This window comes from Vibrio thalassae, from assembly GCF_900089835.1.
In the GTDB taxonomy this organism is placed as follows: Bacteria; Pseudomonadota; Gammaproteobacteria; order Enterobacterales; family Vibrionaceae; genus Vibrio; species Vibrio thalassae.
Window position 1 is genome coordinate 1 of sequence record NZ_OANU01000107.1, and the last position, 19,280, is coordinate 19,280.

A 19,280-nucleotide genomic window follows, 5' to 3' on the forward strand; every position below is an offset into this window, starting at 1 on the left:
AAAGAAGGCATCTGTAACTTTGCAAAGTATGACCGACTAACCAGCTCTATAATCGAGGCTGGCAATGTATCAATAGGATTGTTGCGTAGAAGAGCTCGCGGGATAAGAGATACCGAATACTTCAAACTGAAGATTAAACAGCTTTCAGTACCTGAGGTAAGTTCAATATTATACCCTTCTGTCAAGCTCATCTAAGCGGAGAAGAGCCGTCAGGCTAATGGCTGGCATTCCGACTGTGGTCTATGGTTTAGCCGCGGTTTTCTTGTTGGTTCCACTATTAAGAGAGACCTTTCGTAGTGGTTCCGGCTTTTCCTTGCTTGCAGTTATGTTGATGATGGTGCTGTTGATCTTACCCGTCATGATCATGATGCTGGACTCTCGGTTTCAATCCTTGACGCAGCAGTTGCGATTAACCTCTTGTTCACTTGGCATGACCGACAGTCAAATGATTGCCCATGTCATCGTACCAAACTCAATGCACGCCGTAGCAAGCGCCGCCTTGTTAGGGTTTAGCCGAGCGATTGGAGACACTCTGTTACCATTGATGTTGGCAGGCAATGCGCCACAAATCACAGGCAGTATTTTAGATTCTGTTCGCACCCTCACCGCTCATATTGGCTTGGTTCTCGCCACCGAAAATAGCAGCGCTATGTACAATTCGTTATTTGCTGCTGGCCTACTTCTACTCACCATTAGCGTTTGCGTTACTTTACTGATTCGCAAACTGACTCACTCAACTGATGGAGGAATAAACGGATGAAAGCTCGCTTATTCCATCTCTGGAGTGTGCTGTGCACGTTACTGTTACTCGCGGCTTTGAGTGTTTTTATCGGCTTTATTATTTATCGCGGTGCACCAACGATAAGTACTGAGCTGTTTTTTGGTGATGCATCACCCATTGATGCCATGTTAGGTCGGGAACCTATCTGGGATGGTATATGGCCCGCGTGCGTTGGAACACTGTCGGTCATCTTATTGGCGCTAACACTAGCCCTTTTGCCTGGACTCGCTACCGGAATTTGGCTCGCGACGAGTAAACCTTCGTTCTTAAAACGTTGCCTTGCGATTGGCATCGATATTCTTGCTGGCATTCCGTCTATTTTGATGGGGCTATTTGGTTTTACTCTGATTCTCTCTTTGAGGCATTGGTTTTTACCCTCTGCCAATGCTTGTTTGCTGTTATCCGCACTATGCCTCGCCATGCTAATCATCCCTTATTTGGCCGTTGCTACACGAACGGCTTTACAAGCTCTTCCGCCATCACTCAACGTCACAGCCCTTTCTTTGGGGATGTCGCAATGGCAGGCGTTACGAACCGTTTTATTACCGCAAGCGAAAAGCGGCATTATCGGAGGCATTATGCTCGCCATAGGCAGAGCCGCCGAAGACACAGCAGTCATTATGTTAACTGGGGCGGTTGCCAACGCTGGATTGCCCGGTGGTATTTTTGAACGCTACGAAGCGCTACCTTTCACCATTTTTTACTACAGTGCGCAATATCAAAGTGAGACTGAACTGCATATGGCGTTCGGTGCAGCGTTTACCTTACTTTGTCTGACTGCCAGCTTATTTTCGTTAGCTGGACTCACTCAGCGTAAATCGATAAGGAGAGCCTAACATGAGCTTTCAACCCTCTTCACAGCTTGCTGGTTCAGTCTCAAACTTGACCATCGCCTTTGGCTCCAATCAAGTTGTCAGAAACGCCAATATGGATTTTTATCGACACCAGATCCATGTGCTTACTGGAGCTTCTGGCTCTGGAAAAACTACATTTTTACGCGCTCTAAATCGCCTCAATGACTGTTTTTCCGAATGTAAAACTACAGGTGATATCAAGCTTACGCTCAATGATACTCAGCACTATGTTCAGCAAACGCCTGAACACCAACTTCCCCAACTTAGGCAAAAAGTCGGGATGGTATTTCAACATCCTCAACTGTTGCCGGGTTCAGTTCTCGATAACCTGTTGCTTCCATTGAGAATAGTCAACTCAGTCACCGGACAAAAGGCACATCAAATCGCCCAAACCGCACTCAAACAAGCAGCTCTTTGGGAGGAAGTCAGTGATCGCTTGAGTGATCATGCTGCTTCGCTATCGGGAGGACAGCAGCAACGGCTTTGTTTGGCGAGAACGTTGGCTTTGGAGCCAGAAATTTTATTACTTGATGAGCCTACCGCGTCATTAGATAAACACACGGCGCAGCAAATAGAGACGTTGATTGTAGAATTAGCCAAGCGCTACACCATTATCATGGTGTCTCACTCAGCCAAACAAACGGAAAAGTTGGCTAACCGAGTTAGCCATTTTGAGTCAGGAAAAGTGTTTACACATTAACCACATAGTCACGAAATAAACTAATATATTGAATAAAAAGAAGGTATCGAATAAAAGTAAGGAAAAAAAACAGGCCGTAAAACAAACACGGCCTGAGTGGGTTAAGTTAAATCGTTTAAGCTGGAACCGCTTCAAAGTCTAGCGATACACAAGTTCCGCAATTTTCAGCCAGTACATCTAAGCTCTCATCAAGAGCACCGATATACGCTCTGCCACCAAACTCTGCGAAGTCGACAACCGCATCCACTTTTGGTCCCATGCTACCTGCTGGGAATTGGTATTGTTTCAACTCACTTGGACCCACACTGCGCAGTGCTTGTTGGTTCTCTTTACCCCAGTTTAGGAACACTGCTGGTGCGTCAGTTAGGATAAGTAGCTTCTCTGCCCCTAGCTGTTTCGCTAACAAGGTTGCGGCTAAGTCTTTATCAATAACGCCTTCAACACCTTTAAAGCCAGATTCGCATTTACATACTGGGATACCACCACCGCCACAAGCGATGACAAGTTGTCCAGCTTCTAGCAAGGTATCAATAGAGTGTTTGTCGATGATGTTTTTCGGAAGTGGTGAAGGCACCACTCGACGCCAGTATTCGCCATCGCGCTTCATCGTCCATGCGTTCTTCTCAGCTAACGCGCGGCCTTCTACTTCATCGTAAACTGGACCCACAAACTTAGTTGGATCGGAAATACTTGGGTCATCACAGTCGACTTCGATACGAGTTAATAGCGTAGTGACGTCTCTTTCAGGCAATTTGTTTTGTAGCTCTTGAGCTAGCATGTAGCCGATCATGCCTTCACTTTCTGCGCCCAATACATCCAGTGGATAAGGTGATACTTTGTCGTACGCTAGGTTTTGCAATGCTAACAGACCGACTTGAGGGCCATTACCGTGAACAATCACCACGCGGTATTCTTTGGCAATTTCAGCGATCGCTTTGGCGGCAATTTTGATGTTGTCGAGTTGGTTAGCGAAGCTTGGCTCATCGCCACGTCTTAATAGTGCGTTACCACCGAGGGCAACCACTACAGTGCTTTTGTTTGTTTTGCTTGCGTTCATAGGGACTCCTTGAAAGACGCCGATCATTCGCTGTGCTCGGCCTCCACATTCTGTATATGTAATAAATCGTGTGTTATTTGAGTTGTTTCTGTCGTTATTCTGCTGAGAAAGGTTGACGGTGAATAAACTGCCCGTCCCCCGCTTCTCCGGTAAATTCGCCGTCGTACGCTACTAACCTACCTCGACTGAACGTCATGAGTGGCCAACCTTGACAGGTAATGGACTCGTAAGGCGTATAGTCTGCATTGTCATGTAAGCTATCGTGTCTGATAGTTTGTTTCTTGTTCGGGTCAAACAACACCAAATCGGCATCCGCGCCACAGCCTAGATGGCCTTTTTGTGGATAGAGACCAAATAATTTGGCAGGTTCATAGCTGGTTAGAGACACGAATTGATTGGGGGTAATTCGTCCAGCTATGACACCTTCTGAGAACATCAGAGGCATACGAGTTTCGACGCCAGGAATGCCGTTTGGTGTTTTGGTAAAATCTTTTGCGCCTAGCTGTTTTTGTTCTGCATACGTAAACGAGCAGTGATCAGTCGCGACAGTATCAATCGAACCATCCGCTAAGCCTTTCCAGAGTTTTTCGCTTTCCGCTTTGTCTCTTAATGGTGGACTAAGCACGTATTTCAGCGCGTCTTCACGTTCGTAACGGTCATTGTTCAACACCAAGTATTGTGGGCAAGTTTCAACCCACACTGGCTGGTTGTTCTCTCTTGCGAGGCGGGTGTAATCCAGTCCTAGACCGTTAGAGAGATGGACGATGTAGAGCGGCGCAGAATCAGCAAGCTTGGCAAGGTTGATCACTCTTGCAATCGCTTCCGCTTCGCATTCTAGCGGACGACTTAGCGCATGATATTTCGCCTCTACTTTGCCCTGCTCTATAAACTGTTTGCGTTTCAGTGACAGTGCTGCATCGTTCTCTGGGTGAACCGTTGTCAGTGCGCCAACTTTTTTCAATTGCGTTAACGCTTTAAGGACCGAACAATCATCCAGCTTGTAAGAGTACGTGAGGTATAGTTTGAAGCTCGGAATGCCGCGCTCATGCACCATGGCATGCATCTGTTCCAAAATCTGGTCATCAATGTGCTGAATAACCCCATGGAAACTGTAGTCAATGACCGCTTTATCAGCTGCGTAACCATGGTAAACGTCCAATTGATGGAACAAATCACACCCTTTTGGACCAAAGCCCATATGATCGATGATCATCGTCGTGCCGCCACAAGCAGCCGCTCTGGTGCCAGTAAAAAAGTCATCACAGCTTCGAGTGATTCCTGCATCAATGTTGAAGTGGGTATGTACGTCAATACCGCCTGGCATGACGTACAACCCTGTTGCATCCACCACGCGAGTATCTTCACTCACGGGCTTTAGGTTTTCAGCGACTTGCTCAATCTTTCCATCAATGACCAAAACATCGGCTTTACGAATTTCAGCATGGTCAACCACAGTGCCATTTTGAATCAGCAATGGCGACGATGAATTATCGAGAAGGGATTCGATATTGTTGAATTGTTCAAAAGTCATAAGATCACCGGAAAGTTACATGTCGCATCAAGATAAAGGAGTCGCGATAAGCTGTGACGGAAAATCCCATCCTAGAGCGGACTCCGCCAACTTCAGGCAGACACAAGTTGGCACTCTAGGATGGAGAACGACGTGAGTCGTCACGAGCTAACTGCTACAACTCAATGTGTTAGCGCGTGGTACTACCTTATTGGTTGCGTTTTTTCTCTAGATACATTTGAGGGATAACCGCGTACATTGCTGCACAAGTCACCAAATGCTCTTTCCAAGTTTTCTCGTTTGGCGCATGAGCTTCTGGCTCTTTACCTGGGCCAAAGCCGATAACTGGAATGCCGTAACGACCCATGATAGATACGCCGTTAGTAGAGAACGTCCATTTGTCGACAAGTGGTTTTTTGTCGAATAGTAGCTCGTAAGATGCTTCTAGAGTCTTAGTTGCAATGTGGTCTTCGTCGATCTTCCATGCTGGGAAGTAGCACTCTGTTGGGTAGACCAAACCGGTGTATGCAGGACGGTCATAGTTGTACATAGATACTTTCGCGCCATACTTCTGAACTGCAGGTAGGTTTTGAATCTCTTCGATTGCGCCTTCCCAAGTTTCACCCCAAGTGATACGTCTATCGATAGATACTGCACAGCTATCTGCTACCGCACAGCGGCTTGGTGAAGTAAAGAACACTTCAGACACAGTTAGCGTACCTTTACCCAAGAATGGGTCGTCGCCAAGGTTGCCAGCCAATTTCTCGATATCGTTAAGAATGTGACCCATTTTGAAGATAGCGTTATCACCACGCTCAGGCGCAGAGCCGTGGCAGCTGATACCAGAAACGTCTACGCGGATTTCCATACGGCCACGTTGACCGCGGTAAATTTGGCAATCTGTCGGCTCGGTAGACACCACAAATTCAGGACGAATGTTGCTTTCTTCAATGATGTACTGCCAGCATAGGCCGTCGCAGTCTTCTTCTTGAACCGTACCAGTGACAAGCAGTGTGTACTCGTCTTCTAGACCCAAGTCTTTGATGATTTTACCGGCATAAACCATTGACGCCATACCGCCTTCTTGGTCTGAGGCACCGCGACCACCGATAACTTCATCATCTTCCATACCTTCGTATGGGTCAAAGTTCCAGTTGTCTAGGTTACCCACACCTACTGTATCGATGTGTGCGTCCATTGCGATCAGTGTAGGACCGTTACCAATCCAACCTAATACGTTACCCATTGGGTCGATCTCGACGCGGTCAAAACCTACTTTTTCCATTTCTTCTTTGATGCGAAGAACGACTTTTTCTTCGTCGCAACTTTCGCTTGGAATCGCAATCATATCGCGAAGGAAACGAGACATATCAGCTTTGTATTCTTGCGCTTTTTCCAATACGGTTGCAAAAGGGATACTTACAGTCATTGTTACTACTCCAAATTCTGTTCCCAATGGAGCCTTGCCCCACCGGGAATGTTAATGCTTGAAATTACTAATCTTTCTTTGTCACTTTTTCTGCGTTGTTTTAGATTGTCGCGTGCTTACCTTGCCAAACGACTTCGCGATAGTGCACAGGATCTGTGTCGCCTTCGGTGTTAATAACCAAAACAACAGAATCTTTATTAAGCGCTAAATGCTCTTTTAAGCTCTCTTTTTCACGGCTGTATTCCACCGCTGCCAATAGACCCAAACCAACCGCACCGGACTCACCAGAGATAACCGCAGGGTCACCACTTAGCGGGTTACCCAATACGCGCATACCAAACGCAGCTACACGGTCTTCGCAGGAAACAAACTGAGTGGCACAGTTTTTAAGTACTTCCCATCCCAATGGGTTTGGTTCGCCACAAGCTAGACCAACCATGATGGTGGCCAGATCGCCATCTACGTTGACCATGTCGCCAGTCTCAGCAATACCTGAACGATAAATACAGTCTGCTTGGTTTGGTTCAACAACGACTGAGCGAAGCTGACCTGGGCCACAATATTCAGCCAGATAGCCCAATACACCACCAGCCATTGCGCCTACACCCGCTTGTAAGAACACGTGCGTCGGTTTATCCAGACCTAGCTCAACCATTTGTTCAACGGCTTCCACTGCCAAGGTGCTATAACCTTGCATGATCCACGTCGGGATCTCGGTATAGCCTTCCCACGCCGTGTCTTGAACCACTTTCCAACCATGCTCGTCAGCGGTTTTGATGGCTAGTCTTACGGTATCGTCGTAGTTCATATCAGTAACAATGCACTCTGCGCCAAGGGCACGAATGTTGTTAACGCGCTCATCAGCAGCGCCTTTTGGCATGTAGACAACTGCGTTTTGACCCAGTTGATTCGCCGCCCAAGCGACACCACGACCGTGGTTACCATCTGTAGCCGTTGCGAAGGTCATTTTGGTTTTGATTTGAGTTTTGAAAGTTTCGAAATTGAAACCGTCGATGTCCATCTTGTATTCATCACACAAGAGTCGTGCGATAGCGTAAACGCCGCCTAACATTTTGAATGCGTTTAGGTCAAAACGATACGCTTCGTCTTTAACAAGAATGTTCTTCACACCAAACTCTTTTGCAAGGTGAGTTAGATTGTGAAGAGGTGTTGGTTGATAGCCATCTAATTGCAAATGAAATCGGCGCGCTTTTTCGGCTTCACTGATGGAAAACTGATCGGAGAGGCGTCCATTAAAATGCTGGTTATCGGCAATATGAATATTAAAATTCAACTTTGACATAGCGATACCTTATTTAATCCATTTACACGCTCGCCTTAGAAAGGAGTTAAGGCGAGGTGTAATACCCTTTTTACTTAGGGTAAATATTACGGGAGTGCTTTATTTAACTCGTTTTGCTGAATCTTTTAATAGTTCGTCAAGAACGCCAGCTACATCTTGGTATTTTCTGTTCAAAATCATTGCAGCGATAATATATGGCTTCCAGCTTGCTTCTTTATAAGTCGCAATACGGTACTTCTCGAATACAGACTCTTCTACTTCACCTTCTTCACAAGACACGCCTGTGATATCAGCAGGTAGACAGTGCATGTACAACGCTTCACCGCCTTTAGTTAGCTTCATCATTTCTTCAGTACAGTGCCAGTCTTTGTGCTGTGCGTTTTGTGCCAAGCACGCTTTCTCTAGCTCTTTTAGTCCATCATGGTCATTAGCGCGTAGCAGGTCAGTACGCTCGCCCATAACTTTGTAAGGTGCCCAAGATTTTGGATAAACGATGTCTGCATCTTTGAATGCTTCTTCCATAGAAGTTACTTGAGTGAAGCTACCGCCAGACTCTTGCGCGTTTTTCTTCGCTTCTTCAACAACTTCAGGAATCAAGTCATAGCCTTCAGGGTGTGCTAGCACGACATCCATACCGAAGCGGCTCATAAGACCGATGATGCCTTGTGGCACAGATAGAGGCTTACCGTAACTTGGAGAGTACGCCCACGTCATCGCAATCTTCTTGCCTTTAAGTTGGTCTAAGCCACCGAAGTGCTCTTCCAACCATGCTAGGTCAGCCATAGACTGCGTTGGGTGGTCGATATCACACTGTAGGTTAACTAATGCTGGACGATGAGGAAGTACGCCTTCTTTAACACCATCATCTAACGCTTCACCTACTTCGCGCATGTAAGCATTACCAGCACCTAGGTACATGTCATCACGAATACCAATCGCATCAGCACAGAAAGAAATCATGTTCGCAGTTTCACGAACTGTCTCACCGTGAGCGATTTGAGATTTACCTTCATCAAGATCTTGTTGCGCTAGGCCTAACATGTTGATAGCGGAAGCATAAGAAAAGCGAGTACGAGTCGAGTTGTCTCTAAATAAGGAAATGCCTAGGCCGTTTTTAAATACATTAGTGGCGATATTTTCACCACGCATGGTTTTTAGTACTTGTGCAGTTTTTAATACTCTTTCTAATTCTTCTGGGCTTTGCTCCCACGTTAATAGAAAGTCTTTATCGTGAAGTTTTGATTCTAGTTGAGAAATTTCTTTAATCAGTTCATTCATATTTTTCATTTGCTATCCCATTATCCATCTAGATTAACTATAAAAAATACAACTCAAGATAATATTCGCATGCTATTTATATTTAACAGGCTAACAAAGCGTATTTGCCCTCTTGTTTGTATTTGTATTTACTCCTAACTGGCCGATCGTCTGGCCTTCAGATTTCTGTCACTGGTTCTTATATTCCAAGTTCTGTGCCAATCATTCGTATCAAATAAAAAAGAATGAAAAATCTTTGAAAACCCCGTTTTATAAGGGTTTGTCGACCAACGACTGACAGAGTGAAAACGATGACAGTTGCAACTATCACTCTAAATAGAACGCCGAAACCAAATTGATAGCGATAACAAAAGGGCGAGTATCATATTGATATCGGGTGATAGACGCTCTTATCTGGGCGAAAAGAGCGTCTTGTTGACAGCGATTACGCGTCCGTTGATTTTGACTTAGGCAGGATCAAGTTGAGCGTGACGGCAGCCAATGTTCCTGTCGTGATGCCCGAGTGGAATACAAGTTTCAAGCTCTCCGGGAAATGGCGCAATAGATTGGGCTCATAGGTGACCGCCAAACCAGAGGCTAACGCAACACACACAACGATCGCATTGCGTCGAGAATCGGTAGCTTTCATTAGCATTCGTATTCCGGCATAAGCAATCATACCGAACATGACGAATCCTACTCCTCCTAACACTGGTTTTGGCACGGTTACCGCCAAAGCCGCAAATTTAGGGAACAAACCACCGAGTACCAACAAACAGCCGGTAACCGCCACCACAAAGCGACTGGCTACCCCACTGATACCAACAATGCCGACATTCTGACTAAAGCTCGCGACCGGCATTGCTGAGAAGAACGCGCCAAAAGTACTGCCTAAACCATCAGCGAGCAGCCCTTTTTTCAGGTCATTCCCTTTAAGCTCAACACGGCAGTTACTCGCGAGTGCCATAAAATCGCCTGTCGCTTCTGCCACCACCACCAAATACACCAAACTCATAGTAATGATGGCTGGTATCGAAAAGCTCATTCCGAAATGCAGCGGCATCGGCGCAGCCACCCAGTTCGCTTCACTAATCTGGGTAACATCGACCATACCCATTGGAATTGCCATCATATAACCTGCGGCTAAACCAATAATAATACTCGATGCGGCGACAACACCTTTACAGAATACCGACACGCCAATCACCACAGCTAACGACGCCGCGGCTAGAAACACTTTCGGTAGGGTTGCAAACTCAGGATGCCCTTGCGGCGCGTCTCCAATCCAGTTCATTGCGACAGGCAAGATCGTCAGACCAATCAAGGTTACGACGACGCCACTCACAATGTCGGGAAACAGTTTGCGAATATGGCTCATGTAAAAACTTGAGCCTACCACCAAAAACGATCCGACAAATGCCGCCCCTAGCACTGCATCTAGTCCTTCAGTTTTACCGATCGCGATAATACTGCCAATAAAAGCAAAGCTTGAACCCATAACGACTGGAAGCCGGATCCCGATTTGTTTAAAGCCAATACATTGAACGACCGTCACCACTCCAGATACAAGCAGCGAAGCACTGATCAACGTGACAATATCTTGCGGCGGTAATTCAATCGCACTGCCCGCGATTAGCGGCACGGCGACAATCCCTCCTATTGACGCCAACATGTGTTGTATTGCGAGAAATAAGGTCACGCCATACGGTGGTTTTTCATCTAGTTCATAGAGGAGTTCCATACTGTTTCCTTTTTTTATTGGCTGTGTTCTACTTGTGCTTGAGGAATGTTGCAAAACTCTGTGGCGCGTTTGATCGCTTCTACGATTGGCTGATACCCGGTGCAGCGGCATAAGTTGCCTTCCAACGCATCTCGGATTTCGTCTTCCGTTGGGTTCGGATAGCGTTTAAGTAACGCCCAAGCACTTATAATCATGCCAGGGGTGCAGAAACCGCATTGTGTTCCTCCCGTAGTGAGAAACTCATCCATCAGAACCACGCCCAGCGGGTCCTTTCTTAACCCTTCAATGGTGACGATGTCACTGCCCTCGCATTGAACCGCCAGTGCCAGGCAAGAACATATCGGTTTACCATCTTTGATGACGGTGCACGCACCGCACTCGCCAACTGCACATCCCTCTTTCGTGCCTGTCAGAGACAATTGCTCCCTTAACATGTCGAGTAGCCGTGTATTACCCGTAACTTCGAGGTTATAAACACCGCCATTCACCGTTAGCGATATTTGTTTTGTTTCTTTAACCATTGACATGCACTCCTATGCTAACGACTGGCCATCTGACAGTTTGGTTTGGATTTCCGACATAAGTTCTCGGAACATATTTAGATAAACCGGCTGTTTGTACGCCGCTGACCAACGCCCCCCAATTTCTGTTTCGATAATGTTCGATAGCACGCTGATAGCACGGCCAATAACCCGCTCGTCTAACGTGGTTTCGCACAACACTTCTTCCACTTGATACAAGCGTCGTGGGTAGCTAAATAGCGCGCCATCAACAAGACGACACTCTTTGACTATGCCCTGTTCGACATTCATCAAACAGCTCAAGCTCAAACGCGTGATGTTCAGTGCATTACGACGTCCTAGTTGAACGTATTCGGTTAGCTCGAATGGTTTATCTGGAATGGTAAGAATGATCTTAGTCAGTAGCTCATCTGGTTGAATATCTGTGCGATAACCGCCTTTAAGAAGTTCAGCGATAGGCACACGCCTGACTTGTTTTTCAGACGCTAGCTCAATGTCGGCCTTGTAAGCGATCAACGGCGGAATTGAGTCGGCACATGGTGCTGCATTGGCAATGTTGCCACCTAACGTCGCACGGTTTCTGATTTGTGTTGAACCTATGGTTTTGCATGCGATTGCTAATAATGGGAAGTGGTGACGGACTTCTTCGTGCTCCACGACATCAGTGATGCATGCACCACCACCAATCACTATGCTGTTACCTTCGTGAGTGATGGCTTTTAGCTCTTTGAGGCCCGTGATATCGAGTAGCGGTGCTGCGGTTTGTTGCAAACGATGCTGAACAAGCACATCGGTACCACCCGCTAAGATAGTCATTGAACCTTGCTGGATTAACGACAACGCCTCACCCAAGGTTTCAGGTCGAGTCACATTGAGATCGCACAAGCGGTTCACTTGATGATGGTTATCACCGCTGCATAAGAGCTCGCTTTGACGTACTGGCTTTTTAAGGTTGTAGCCTAAGTACACTTGCTCCAGTGTCAGTGGTAACGTTCTATGACGTCTTTTAGTGGCAAACGCAACAGCATTAACGATGGCAGCAGCTGCGAGCTCTGCGGCAGGTTCACCAATACTTTTCGCGCCGTAAGGGCCTGCTGGGTCGGGATTTTCTATCGCGTGGATATTGAGGTTGGGAATATCTTTGATGGTAGGCATTAAGTAGGTGTCGAAGTTATCGGATTTCACTTCGCTTTGCTCGATATTGTAGTCTTCTAAAATACCGAATCCGATACCTTGAGCGATACCGCCCGCTACTTGGCCTTCAAATCCGACAGGGTTAATGACCTTACCGACATCGTGTACGGCGGTAACCCCGAGTACCTCTACTTTACCCGTTGAAGTATCGACTTTTACTTCTGCGACTTGGCAGCCGTAAACCCACGTAAAGTACGGAGAGCCTGTGCCCTTCTCTTCATCCCAGTGAATCGGCGGTGGATCGAACCAGCCATAGGCCGCAAGGTTAATCCCTTGCTGACGACAACGTGAAATCGCCTCTTGCAGTGGCACTTGAATATCAGACTGTAAGTTCGATTTAATCTGACCGTTTCGCCATGTGGTATCTTCAATTCGCGTCACTTTGAGATCGGATTTTATGGTCTCAAACAAGCGAGCTCGGATGGTTTCTGCACCGAGTTTCACCGCATTACCGCCTGTCATTGTGGCGCGAGATGCAACGGTTGGTCCGCCGTCAGCGATTAGGCTGGTTGGCGACTCTGAGAAACGCACCATATCCAAAGGCACACCTAACACTTCGCCCGCTACCATCGCCATGGTAGTTTGCAGGCCTTGTCCGTTTTCGCACACACCGGTTGAGATATTTAGACTGCTGTCTGCATTTAACGATAACAACGCGGTGGAGTTATCTGCACCTTCCGCGCCTAAAGAGCAGCCGCGATAACTAAGTGCTAAACCAATACCATATTTGATGGGCGAATTGACGTTGTTCTTGGCATTCATTTCCGCCATACGCTCATAGAACTGAGATTTTTCCGCTGCGGTTTTCAACACTTCTGATGCCGAAACCGTATGCTGATCAAAACATTGCCCTGTCATGCTCAAAGAGCCTTGTTTGAGAACATTACGTTCACGCACCGTAATTGGGTCGATATCGCATGTTAGTGCTATCTCATCCATCAAGGATTCGTGAGCGAAGATAATCTGAGGAGAACCAAAACCGCGCATTGCACCCGATACGCTGTTGTTGGTGTAAACCCCTGTCACGTCTACTCGAACATGGTCAATATCGTACGGACCCGCGGCTTGAACTGAAGATCGCCAAGTTACAAACTGCGTACAAGTCGCGTAGGCACCAGCGTCCGCGATGATGTTGATCTTAATCCCTTCAATTTTACCCTCACGCGATACGCCTACTTTGTAGCGCATAGTGTATGGGTGACGCTTGGTACTTTCGATAAGTGACTGCTCTCTGTTATAAGAGAACTTGACTGCGCGTTTGGTAAGGTAAGTGGATAGCGCCGCACGACAAGCAAGATGATCAATGGTTTCATCTTTACCACCAAACGAACCACCAAGCACAGAACGCTTCACGTTGATAGTTGCTTGTGGAATGCCAAGGAAACCAGCGACAAAGCTTCTTACTCTATGAGGGTTTTGAATTGAACCAACGATAGTCAGCTCGTTATTATTGGGGTCTAGATAAGTGGTTATTGATTCTGGCTCAATATAGCCATGTTCTTGATAGTGCGTTTGATAGGTGTGTTCGATAACCACATCGGCCTTCGCAATGGCCTTATCTGCATCACCTTTACCAGTGTGGTGAGTGTTAACGACATTAGAATCTTTATCCGGATGAATCCGTCTTGCATCACTTTCTAACGCTGACGCTGGATCAGTAACGGGCTGAAATGGTTCATATTCGACCCGGATCTTTTCACTTGCTTCACAGGCTGTCTCGTAACTGTCTGCAATAACGAGTGCAATCACATCACCACTAAAACGTACCCACTCCTGACATATCGGGTAAAAGTCTCGAATGATCACCCCTACTTTTGGATCGCCCGGAATATCGTCATAAGTGATAATTCGTTCGACGCCCGGGACTTTTATTGCGTCTGTGGTATCTAAAGACAGAATTCTACCCGCAGGTATATCTGTGTAACGGCAAACTCCGTGAAGAGAACCCGATATGTGAACATCGTCGCCGTAAACTGCCGTACCTTCTACTTTGGCTCGTCCATCTACTCGAGGCATTCTGCTGCCTAAGCCAGCTTCATTCATAATAACTCCCTCTTGGTTGAATGAGGTGTGCATCACGATTCGCGGTACGCCCACAAAATAGAGCAATAAAGCAGACGTACCGCAAAGCTAGTTCAAAGCATTTATCAAGCCACTAATTTCTTTAAGTCACTCGTCAGCATAAATATTCTTGCCTAAAATGAACTGTCTAGAAATTTGTGATGGAGATTTTATTTATTGGTTTATATATCGGCGATATATATCTTAGCTATAAAATAATCGAATCTAAGATATTTTATTTACAAACCAGCAAATAGCGATTTATCATTGTGATACTCTCAATTTGATAGCTTTACATTCTGATAGGCGCATTGGGTTATTGTGTTATTTTTGAACAATAAGATGTGAATAATGATTATTTATTCACGCCCTATTTTAGAAAAATGTGTGACCCAGATACCAAAGCTCTGAAAATTGCCATGTACGTACATTTGTCTCTGACCTAAATCAAACTCGTCAGGAGTAATTAAAAATAGAATGGCTATCTCTTAATAACGATTAAATCATTATGCCTGAAACTAAGAACGCTTCCGAACTCATGGCTATACAGCCTACCATCATCCGATTCACCCAGATGTTGTCTACTGTTCTCAAGGTAGATGCCGAAGTGGTTGACGCGGATTTGATCCGTATCGCGGGAACAGGCCCCTATAGCCAATTTTTTGGAAAAAAACTCAACGCCAGCTCACGACTTTTTAGATATATCATTGAAACAAAAGAAGAAAAAACACTCATCAAATCTCAAGCAGACCCTCTATGTACAGAGTGCACATCCAAGGATGCCTGTCGAGAAACTGCCTTCTTAGGTGTCCCTATTCTTCTAGAAGACCGTTGTATTGGTGTGATGAGCCTCGTTGCCTTTACTGAAGAGTCGCAACAAACCATAAAGGATAATGCCAAGCTTTTTTCCGACTACATAAAACATACCGCACAGTTAGTTGTCGCTAAAGTCACTGAAAACCAAACACCAAATAAAGGTCTAGAAGATGTCTTTATTAACCTTATTGACAATATGGACCAGGGGGTTTTAGTTCTTGACGAAAATAACTATGTTAAATATGGCAATCAGCCTGCATTGGCAAATTTAAATATCACCATTCAAGAATTGCCTGAAAAGAAAATAAATATTAGACCTCTATCACAATGTAGAAGCAGTAATGACCACCAACAGCAGCATATTGTCTCTATTGGTCGTCGAGAAGAGTTATTAGTGGGACAGTTTTATAATTGTCGTTCTCATAAACTATTTTTAATGTCCTTCTACCAACCACATAATCCCGTTTTGCCTTACGAAACGAACACCGTATTTGCTGAAGTCATCGGTGAAAGTGCAAAAATGCAAAAATTAAAAGGATTAATGTCGCGTATTTCTAAAAGTCCATCGAGTGTTCTTATCAATGGTGAAAGTGGAACGGGTAAAGAAGTCATCGCCAACGCTGTGCACAAATTGAGTGGACGCGCTCAGAGCCCTTTCATTGCTATTAACTGTGCAGCTATCCCCGACCAACTTTTGGAAAGTGAACTGTTTGGTTATACCAAAGGTGCCTTTACTGGAGCATCCAGCAAAGGGCGAGTTGGCTTAATACAAGCAGCGAACAACGGCACATTATTCTTAGATGAAATCGGTGATATGTCGATGCAGTTACAAGCAAAACTGCTACGTGTACTTGAGGCGAGAGAAGTGATGCCGATCGGTTCCAACAAAGCGACTCCCGTCGATATTCGCATTATTTCTGCTACCAACCGTAATTTCTCAGAAATGATTGCGACCAATAAATTCCGTGAAGACTTGTATTACCGTCTGAACGTCATACCACTGCAATTACCCGCCTTGCGTGAGCGAGAGGGCGATGTCCCGCTGCTGGTCAGTCACTTTATGGACATACATACCCAGAAGCTGGGCACCAACTATCCAGGTATGTCGGAAGAAGCGATGAGCTGTTTAACCAGTTACCACTGGCCGGGCAACGTTCGTGAATTGAGTAATTTGGTTGAGTATCTGATTAATATCGTACCGGAAGGTGAACAGATCGACGTCGACCTTCTCCCTCCTCACTTTGAAGCCCACCAACCCGAGCCCAAACCTAGCCCTATTCAGGATTCAGGAATGAGTTTAGAAGACATGGAACGAGTTCGAATCGAAGAAGCAATTGGCCGATTAGGCAACCGCAAATTAGTCGCGGAAGAACTAGGCATAGGAATTGCTACTCTCTATCGAAAACTCAAAAAATATGGTCTGAACGAGAAGTGCTATAGCTAACTATTTTCAACAATCTCGTGTTGAACGCTCTCAATAGCTAAAATGGGGCACAGTAATAACCACTCTACACTTGGTTATTGCCCCATTGATGCTTCTCTCCCTAATTCACTTATGTACGGAGTTGTTGCTATGGAAAATGTCGCGCTTACCCAATACAGTCACGGTGCCGGTTGTGGCTGTAAATTGTCACCTAAAGTACTTAACCAAATTCTTGCCTCCTACACACCTACGCCAAGCAGTGACCAATTGATCGTTGGCAACCTTAGCCGTGATGATGCCGCGGTTTATCATATTGGCGATGGACACTGCGTTATCAGTACCACCGACTTTTTCATGCCAATCGTTGACGACCCATTTGATTTTGGGCGTATTGCTGCCACCAACGCTATCAGCGACATCTATGCGATGGGTGGGAAACCTATTATGGCGCTAGCGATTTTAGGCTGGCCTATCGACAAACTGGCTCCAGAGATTGCAGGAAAAGTTATAGAGGGAGCACGCAGCGTCTGCCAAAAAGCAGGTATTGAGCTTGCGGGCGGCCATTCCATTGACTCCCCAGAGCCGATATTTGGCTTGGCCGTAACCGGAACTGGCAAGTTAGATCAAATCAAACAGAATTCAAAAGCCACCGCAGACTGTGACCTCTTTCTAACCAAACCTCTAGGCATCGGTTTATTAACCAGTGCTGAGAAGAAAAAGCAGCTTAAACCAGAACATAAAGGGCTAGCAGTGAAATGGATGTGTGAGTCCAACGTGATTGGTCAACAGCTCGCCGAGTTTTCACAAGTAAAAGCTATCACAGATGTAACTGGGTTTGGCTTGCTTGGTCACCTTACTGAAGTCTGTAATGGCTCCAACCTAGATGCCCATATCGATTTACCTGCGATCCCTTTGCTACCTGGCGTTGAGGAATATATTGAGTTAGGCACCATTCCCGGAGGCACCCACAGAAACTATGACTCAGTCAAACATATGCTGGGTGAAATAAGCGACTTTGACAAAGCCATCTTATGCGATCCACAAACTTCTGGCGGCCTGCTTCTGGCGGTGGAAAATAGCGGCGTAAACGATATGCTTAACTTCTGCAGAAGTTGTGGTGTTACGGCAACAAGAATTGGGTCACTGACTAAACCAGCCAATAGTCAGCAACCACAAATTAAAATAGAACGTTAGTAGTCACAAGATGGGAGACATTTGTACCGCACTTGTCTCCCAAAACAGCCAGCCGATCATGATATAAAAGCTTGAAATAGCGAAAACCGCGACATAACCCCATATCCATTGTTTCTCTTGGTTTTTGTATCGATGTTGAAGTAAAGATTCCAGCTTAAACCAAGCGCTTTGACCGAACACTACCACTAAACTTAATGATAAAAAGCTGCCGAAAAAGCTCGCCAACATCAAACCTAACGACAGTTGCCAACCAAACCAAAGCATACTGAAAAGCCCTATCAATGCCGTGCTGCTGCAAGGTCGCAATCCATATAATACAACGTTTGAGAAATTCCATGTCGCCACGGTACTGGCTTCAGGTTCGCGTGGCTGTTTTTGCTTAATACAACCTTTAATCAAATAGACGACGCCGAGTACTACCATACCAGCACCTACAAATTGATTGATGGATGCAACCCAGCCTATGGAAGCCCGATACCCAATAGATAGAAACTGATTGGCAAGTAAAACAATGGAGATCGTCACTGCTGCTTGCAACATATTGATAAGTAAGCTTAACCAAACTAGTTTCCATCGGCTTAAGGTTGAGCTTGTCGCGAGCAACATCACTGCACTTTTGCCATGCCCCGGTCCTAATGAATGAGTAAAACCATAAGCAAAGGTGCACAACGCAGTAATAATGAGTGCCTTCCAGTCGCCAGAATCAACTATATCCAAGTAGTCAGATAGCTGCTCTAGCAGTGAACGCTGTATCGAGACAAACGCCCATCGAAGGGAGTCAATGTTCTCTATCACGCCCACCATCACTGTGACAAAAACAACCACTATTAGCACCAGCGTTAAGGCTTGAATCCAGCGCTTAAAGCTATTCACAATGTATGCTCACTTTTTGACTAAAATGAGCACCAAGGTCGTCATCCCCTTGTTCATCAATGCCTAATGAGTTCGCGTAATCAAGGATTTCTTGAGACGGACTTGGGGTTTCAAGGGTTGTTCTACACTTGCCACTCACGTCTGGACTAAGCATAACGGTAGACGGGTCTTTCCAAGAAATATCGATGAAGTACGTATTGTCGTAGACCTGAACATCCAGCTCCTGAGTCGAGACATCGATAGCTCGCGACAACGGCAATGTAAAATTCAGTACCATACGTCGTCCTCGCTTAGTCAATGTATAGACCTGTGGCAAACGAAACTTAAGCGGTTCTCCATCAACATACAAATAAGTAAAGGGCTCTTCTCCGCTTAGATGAGCTTGACAGAAGGGTATAATATTGAACTTACCTCAGGTACTGAAAGCTGTTTAATCTTCAGTTTGAAGTATTCGGTATCTCTTATCCCGCGAGCTCTTCTACGCAACAATCCTATTGATACATTGCCAGCCTCGATTATAGAGCTGGTTAGTCGGTCATACTTTGCAAAGTTACAGATGCCTTCTT

General features: G+C 45.8%; 17 protein-coding genes. 6 read left to right on the plus strand and 11 right to left on the minus strand.

Annotated elements, in window-relative coordinates:
* From VTH8203_RS19570 to VTH8203_RS19585, 4 genes are all read left to right on the plus strand, one after another.
* On the plus strand, positions 1 to 195 hold a 195-nt coding region (locus tag VTH8203_RS19570), incomplete at its 5' end, for a transposase (protein ID WP_167385790.1).
* A 22-nt stretch (positions 196 to 217) separates the two neighbouring features.
* Complete coding sequence (locus tag VTH8203_RS19575) at positions 218 to 760, plus strand: PstC family ABC transporter permease (protein WP_244181263.1); 543 nt, start codon at positions 218 to 220, stop codon at positions 758 to 760.
* Complete coding sequence (locus VTH8203_RS19580; protein ID WP_096995168.1) at positions 757 to 1,617, plus strand: PstA family ABC transporter permease; 861 nt, start codon at positions 757 to 759, stop codon at positions 1,615 to 1,617. The genes VTH8203_RS19575 and VTH8203_RS19580 overlap by 4 nt, the downstream gene beginning before the upstream one ends.
* A 1-nt stretch (position 1,618) precedes the next feature.
* The gene (locus VTH8203_RS19585) at positions 1,619 to 2,335 is read left to right on the plus strand and encodes a phosphate ABC transporter ATP-binding protein (protein WP_096995169.1); all 717 of its coding nucleotides are present in this window, start codon (positions 1,619 to 1,621) and stop codon (positions 2,333 to 2,335) included.
* A 115-nt stretch (positions 2,336 to 2,450) separates the two neighbouring features.
* On the opposite strand, the gene arcC is transcribed toward VTH8203_RS19585, so the two are convergent.
* From arcC to VTH8203_RS19625, 8 genes are all read right to left on the minus strand, one after another.
* Complete coding sequence (arcC, locus tag VTH8203_RS19590; protein WP_096995170.1) at positions 2,451 to 3,392, minus strand: carbamate kinase; 942 nt, start codon at positions 3,390 to 3,392, stop codon at positions 2,451 to 2,453.
* 94 nt (positions 3,393 to 3,486) lie between these two features.
* Positions 3,487 to 4,923, minus strand: coding sequence for a dihydropyrimidinase (gene hydA / locus VTH8203_RS19595; RefSeq protein ID WP_096995171.1), 1,437 nt, complete (start codon positions 4,921 to 4,923; stop codon positions 3,487 to 3,489).
* Positions 4,924 to 5,110: 187 nt separating this feature from the next.
* Positions 5,111 to 6,331: a YgeY family selenium metabolism-linked hydrolase gene (locus VTH8203_RS19600; protein WP_096995172.1), complete on the minus strand. Its 1,221-nt coding sequence runs from the start codon at positions 6,329 to 6,331 to the stop codon at positions 5,111 to 5,113.
* A gap of 100 nt (positions 6,332 to 6,431) precedes the next feature.
* Positions 6,432 to 7,634: a diaminopropionate ammonia-lyase gene (gene dpaL / locus VTH8203_RS19605; protein ID WP_096995173.1), complete on the minus strand. Its 1,203-nt coding sequence runs from the start codon at positions 7,632 to 7,634 to the stop codon at positions 6,432 to 6,434.
* A gap of 99 nt (positions 7,635 to 7,733) precedes the next feature.
* Positions 7,734 to 8,921: a knotted carbamoyltransferase YgeW gene (gene ygeW / locus VTH8203_RS19610; RefSeq protein WP_063603439.1), complete on the minus strand. Its 1,188-nt coding sequence runs from the start codon at positions 8,919 to 8,921 to the stop codon at positions 7,734 to 7,736.
* Positions 8,922 to 9,336: 415 nt separating this feature from the next.
* Positions 9,337 to 10,632, minus strand: a complete 1,296-nt coding sequence (locus VTH8203_RS19615) for a nucleobase:cation symporter-2 family protein (RefSeq protein ID WP_096995174.1) — start codon at positions 10,630 to 10,632, stop codon at positions 9,337 to 9,339.
* A gap of 14 nt (positions 10,633 to 10,646) precedes the next feature.
* Positions 10,647 to 11,153: a (2Fe-2S)-binding protein gene (locus VTH8203_RS19620; protein ID WP_096995175.1), complete on the minus strand. Its 507-nt coding sequence runs from the start codon at positions 11,151 to 11,153 to the stop codon at positions 10,647 to 10,649.
* 12 nt (positions 11,154 to 11,165) lie between these two features.
* On the minus strand, positions 11,166 to 14,390 hold the full coding sequence (locus tag VTH8203_RS19625; protein WP_096995176.1) for a molybdopterin cofactor-binding domain-containing protein: 3,225 nt from the start codon (positions 14,388 to 14,390) through the stop codon (positions 11,166 to 11,168).
* 526 nt (positions 14,391 to 14,916) lie between these two features.
* Here VTH8203_RS19625 and VTH8203_RS19630 point away from each other — a divergent pair.
* Positions 14,917 to 16,668, plus strand: a complete 1,752-nt coding sequence (locus VTH8203_RS19630; RefSeq protein ID WP_096995177.1) for a sigma 54-interacting transcriptional regulator — start codon at positions 14,917 to 14,919, stop codon at positions 16,666 to 16,668.
* Between the two features lie 129 nt (positions 16,669 to 16,797).
* The gene (gene selD / locus VTH8203_RS19635) at positions 16,798 to 17,841 is read left to right on the plus strand and encodes a selenide, water dikinase SelD (RefSeq protein WP_096995178.1); all 1,044 of its coding nucleotides are present in this window, start codon (positions 16,798 to 16,800) and stop codon (positions 17,839 to 17,841) included.
* Positions 17,842 to 17,844: 3 nt separating this feature from the next.
* On the opposite strand, the gene VTH8203_RS19640 is transcribed toward selD, so the two are convergent.
* The 3 genes from VTH8203_RS19640 to VTH8203_RS19650 all read right to left on the minus strand — a co-directional run.
* Positions 17,845 to 18,714: a hypothetical protein gene (locus VTH8203_RS19640; protein ID WP_096995179.1), complete on the minus strand. Its 870-nt coding sequence runs from the start codon at positions 18,712 to 18,714 to the stop codon at positions 17,845 to 17,847.
* Positions 18,707 to 19,063, minus strand: coding sequence for a DUF1007 family protein (locus VTH8203_RS19645; RefSeq protein ID WP_158296198.1), 357 nt, complete (start codon positions 19,061 to 19,063; stop codon positions 18,707 to 18,709). The genes VTH8203_RS19640 and VTH8203_RS19645 overlap by 8 nt, the downstream gene beginning before the upstream one ends.
* Positions 19,064 to 19,086: 23 nt before the next feature.
* The coding region (locus VTH8203_RS19650; RefSeq protein ID WP_167385784.1) for a transposase at positions 19,087 to 19,280 on the minus strand (194 nt) is incomplete at its 5' end.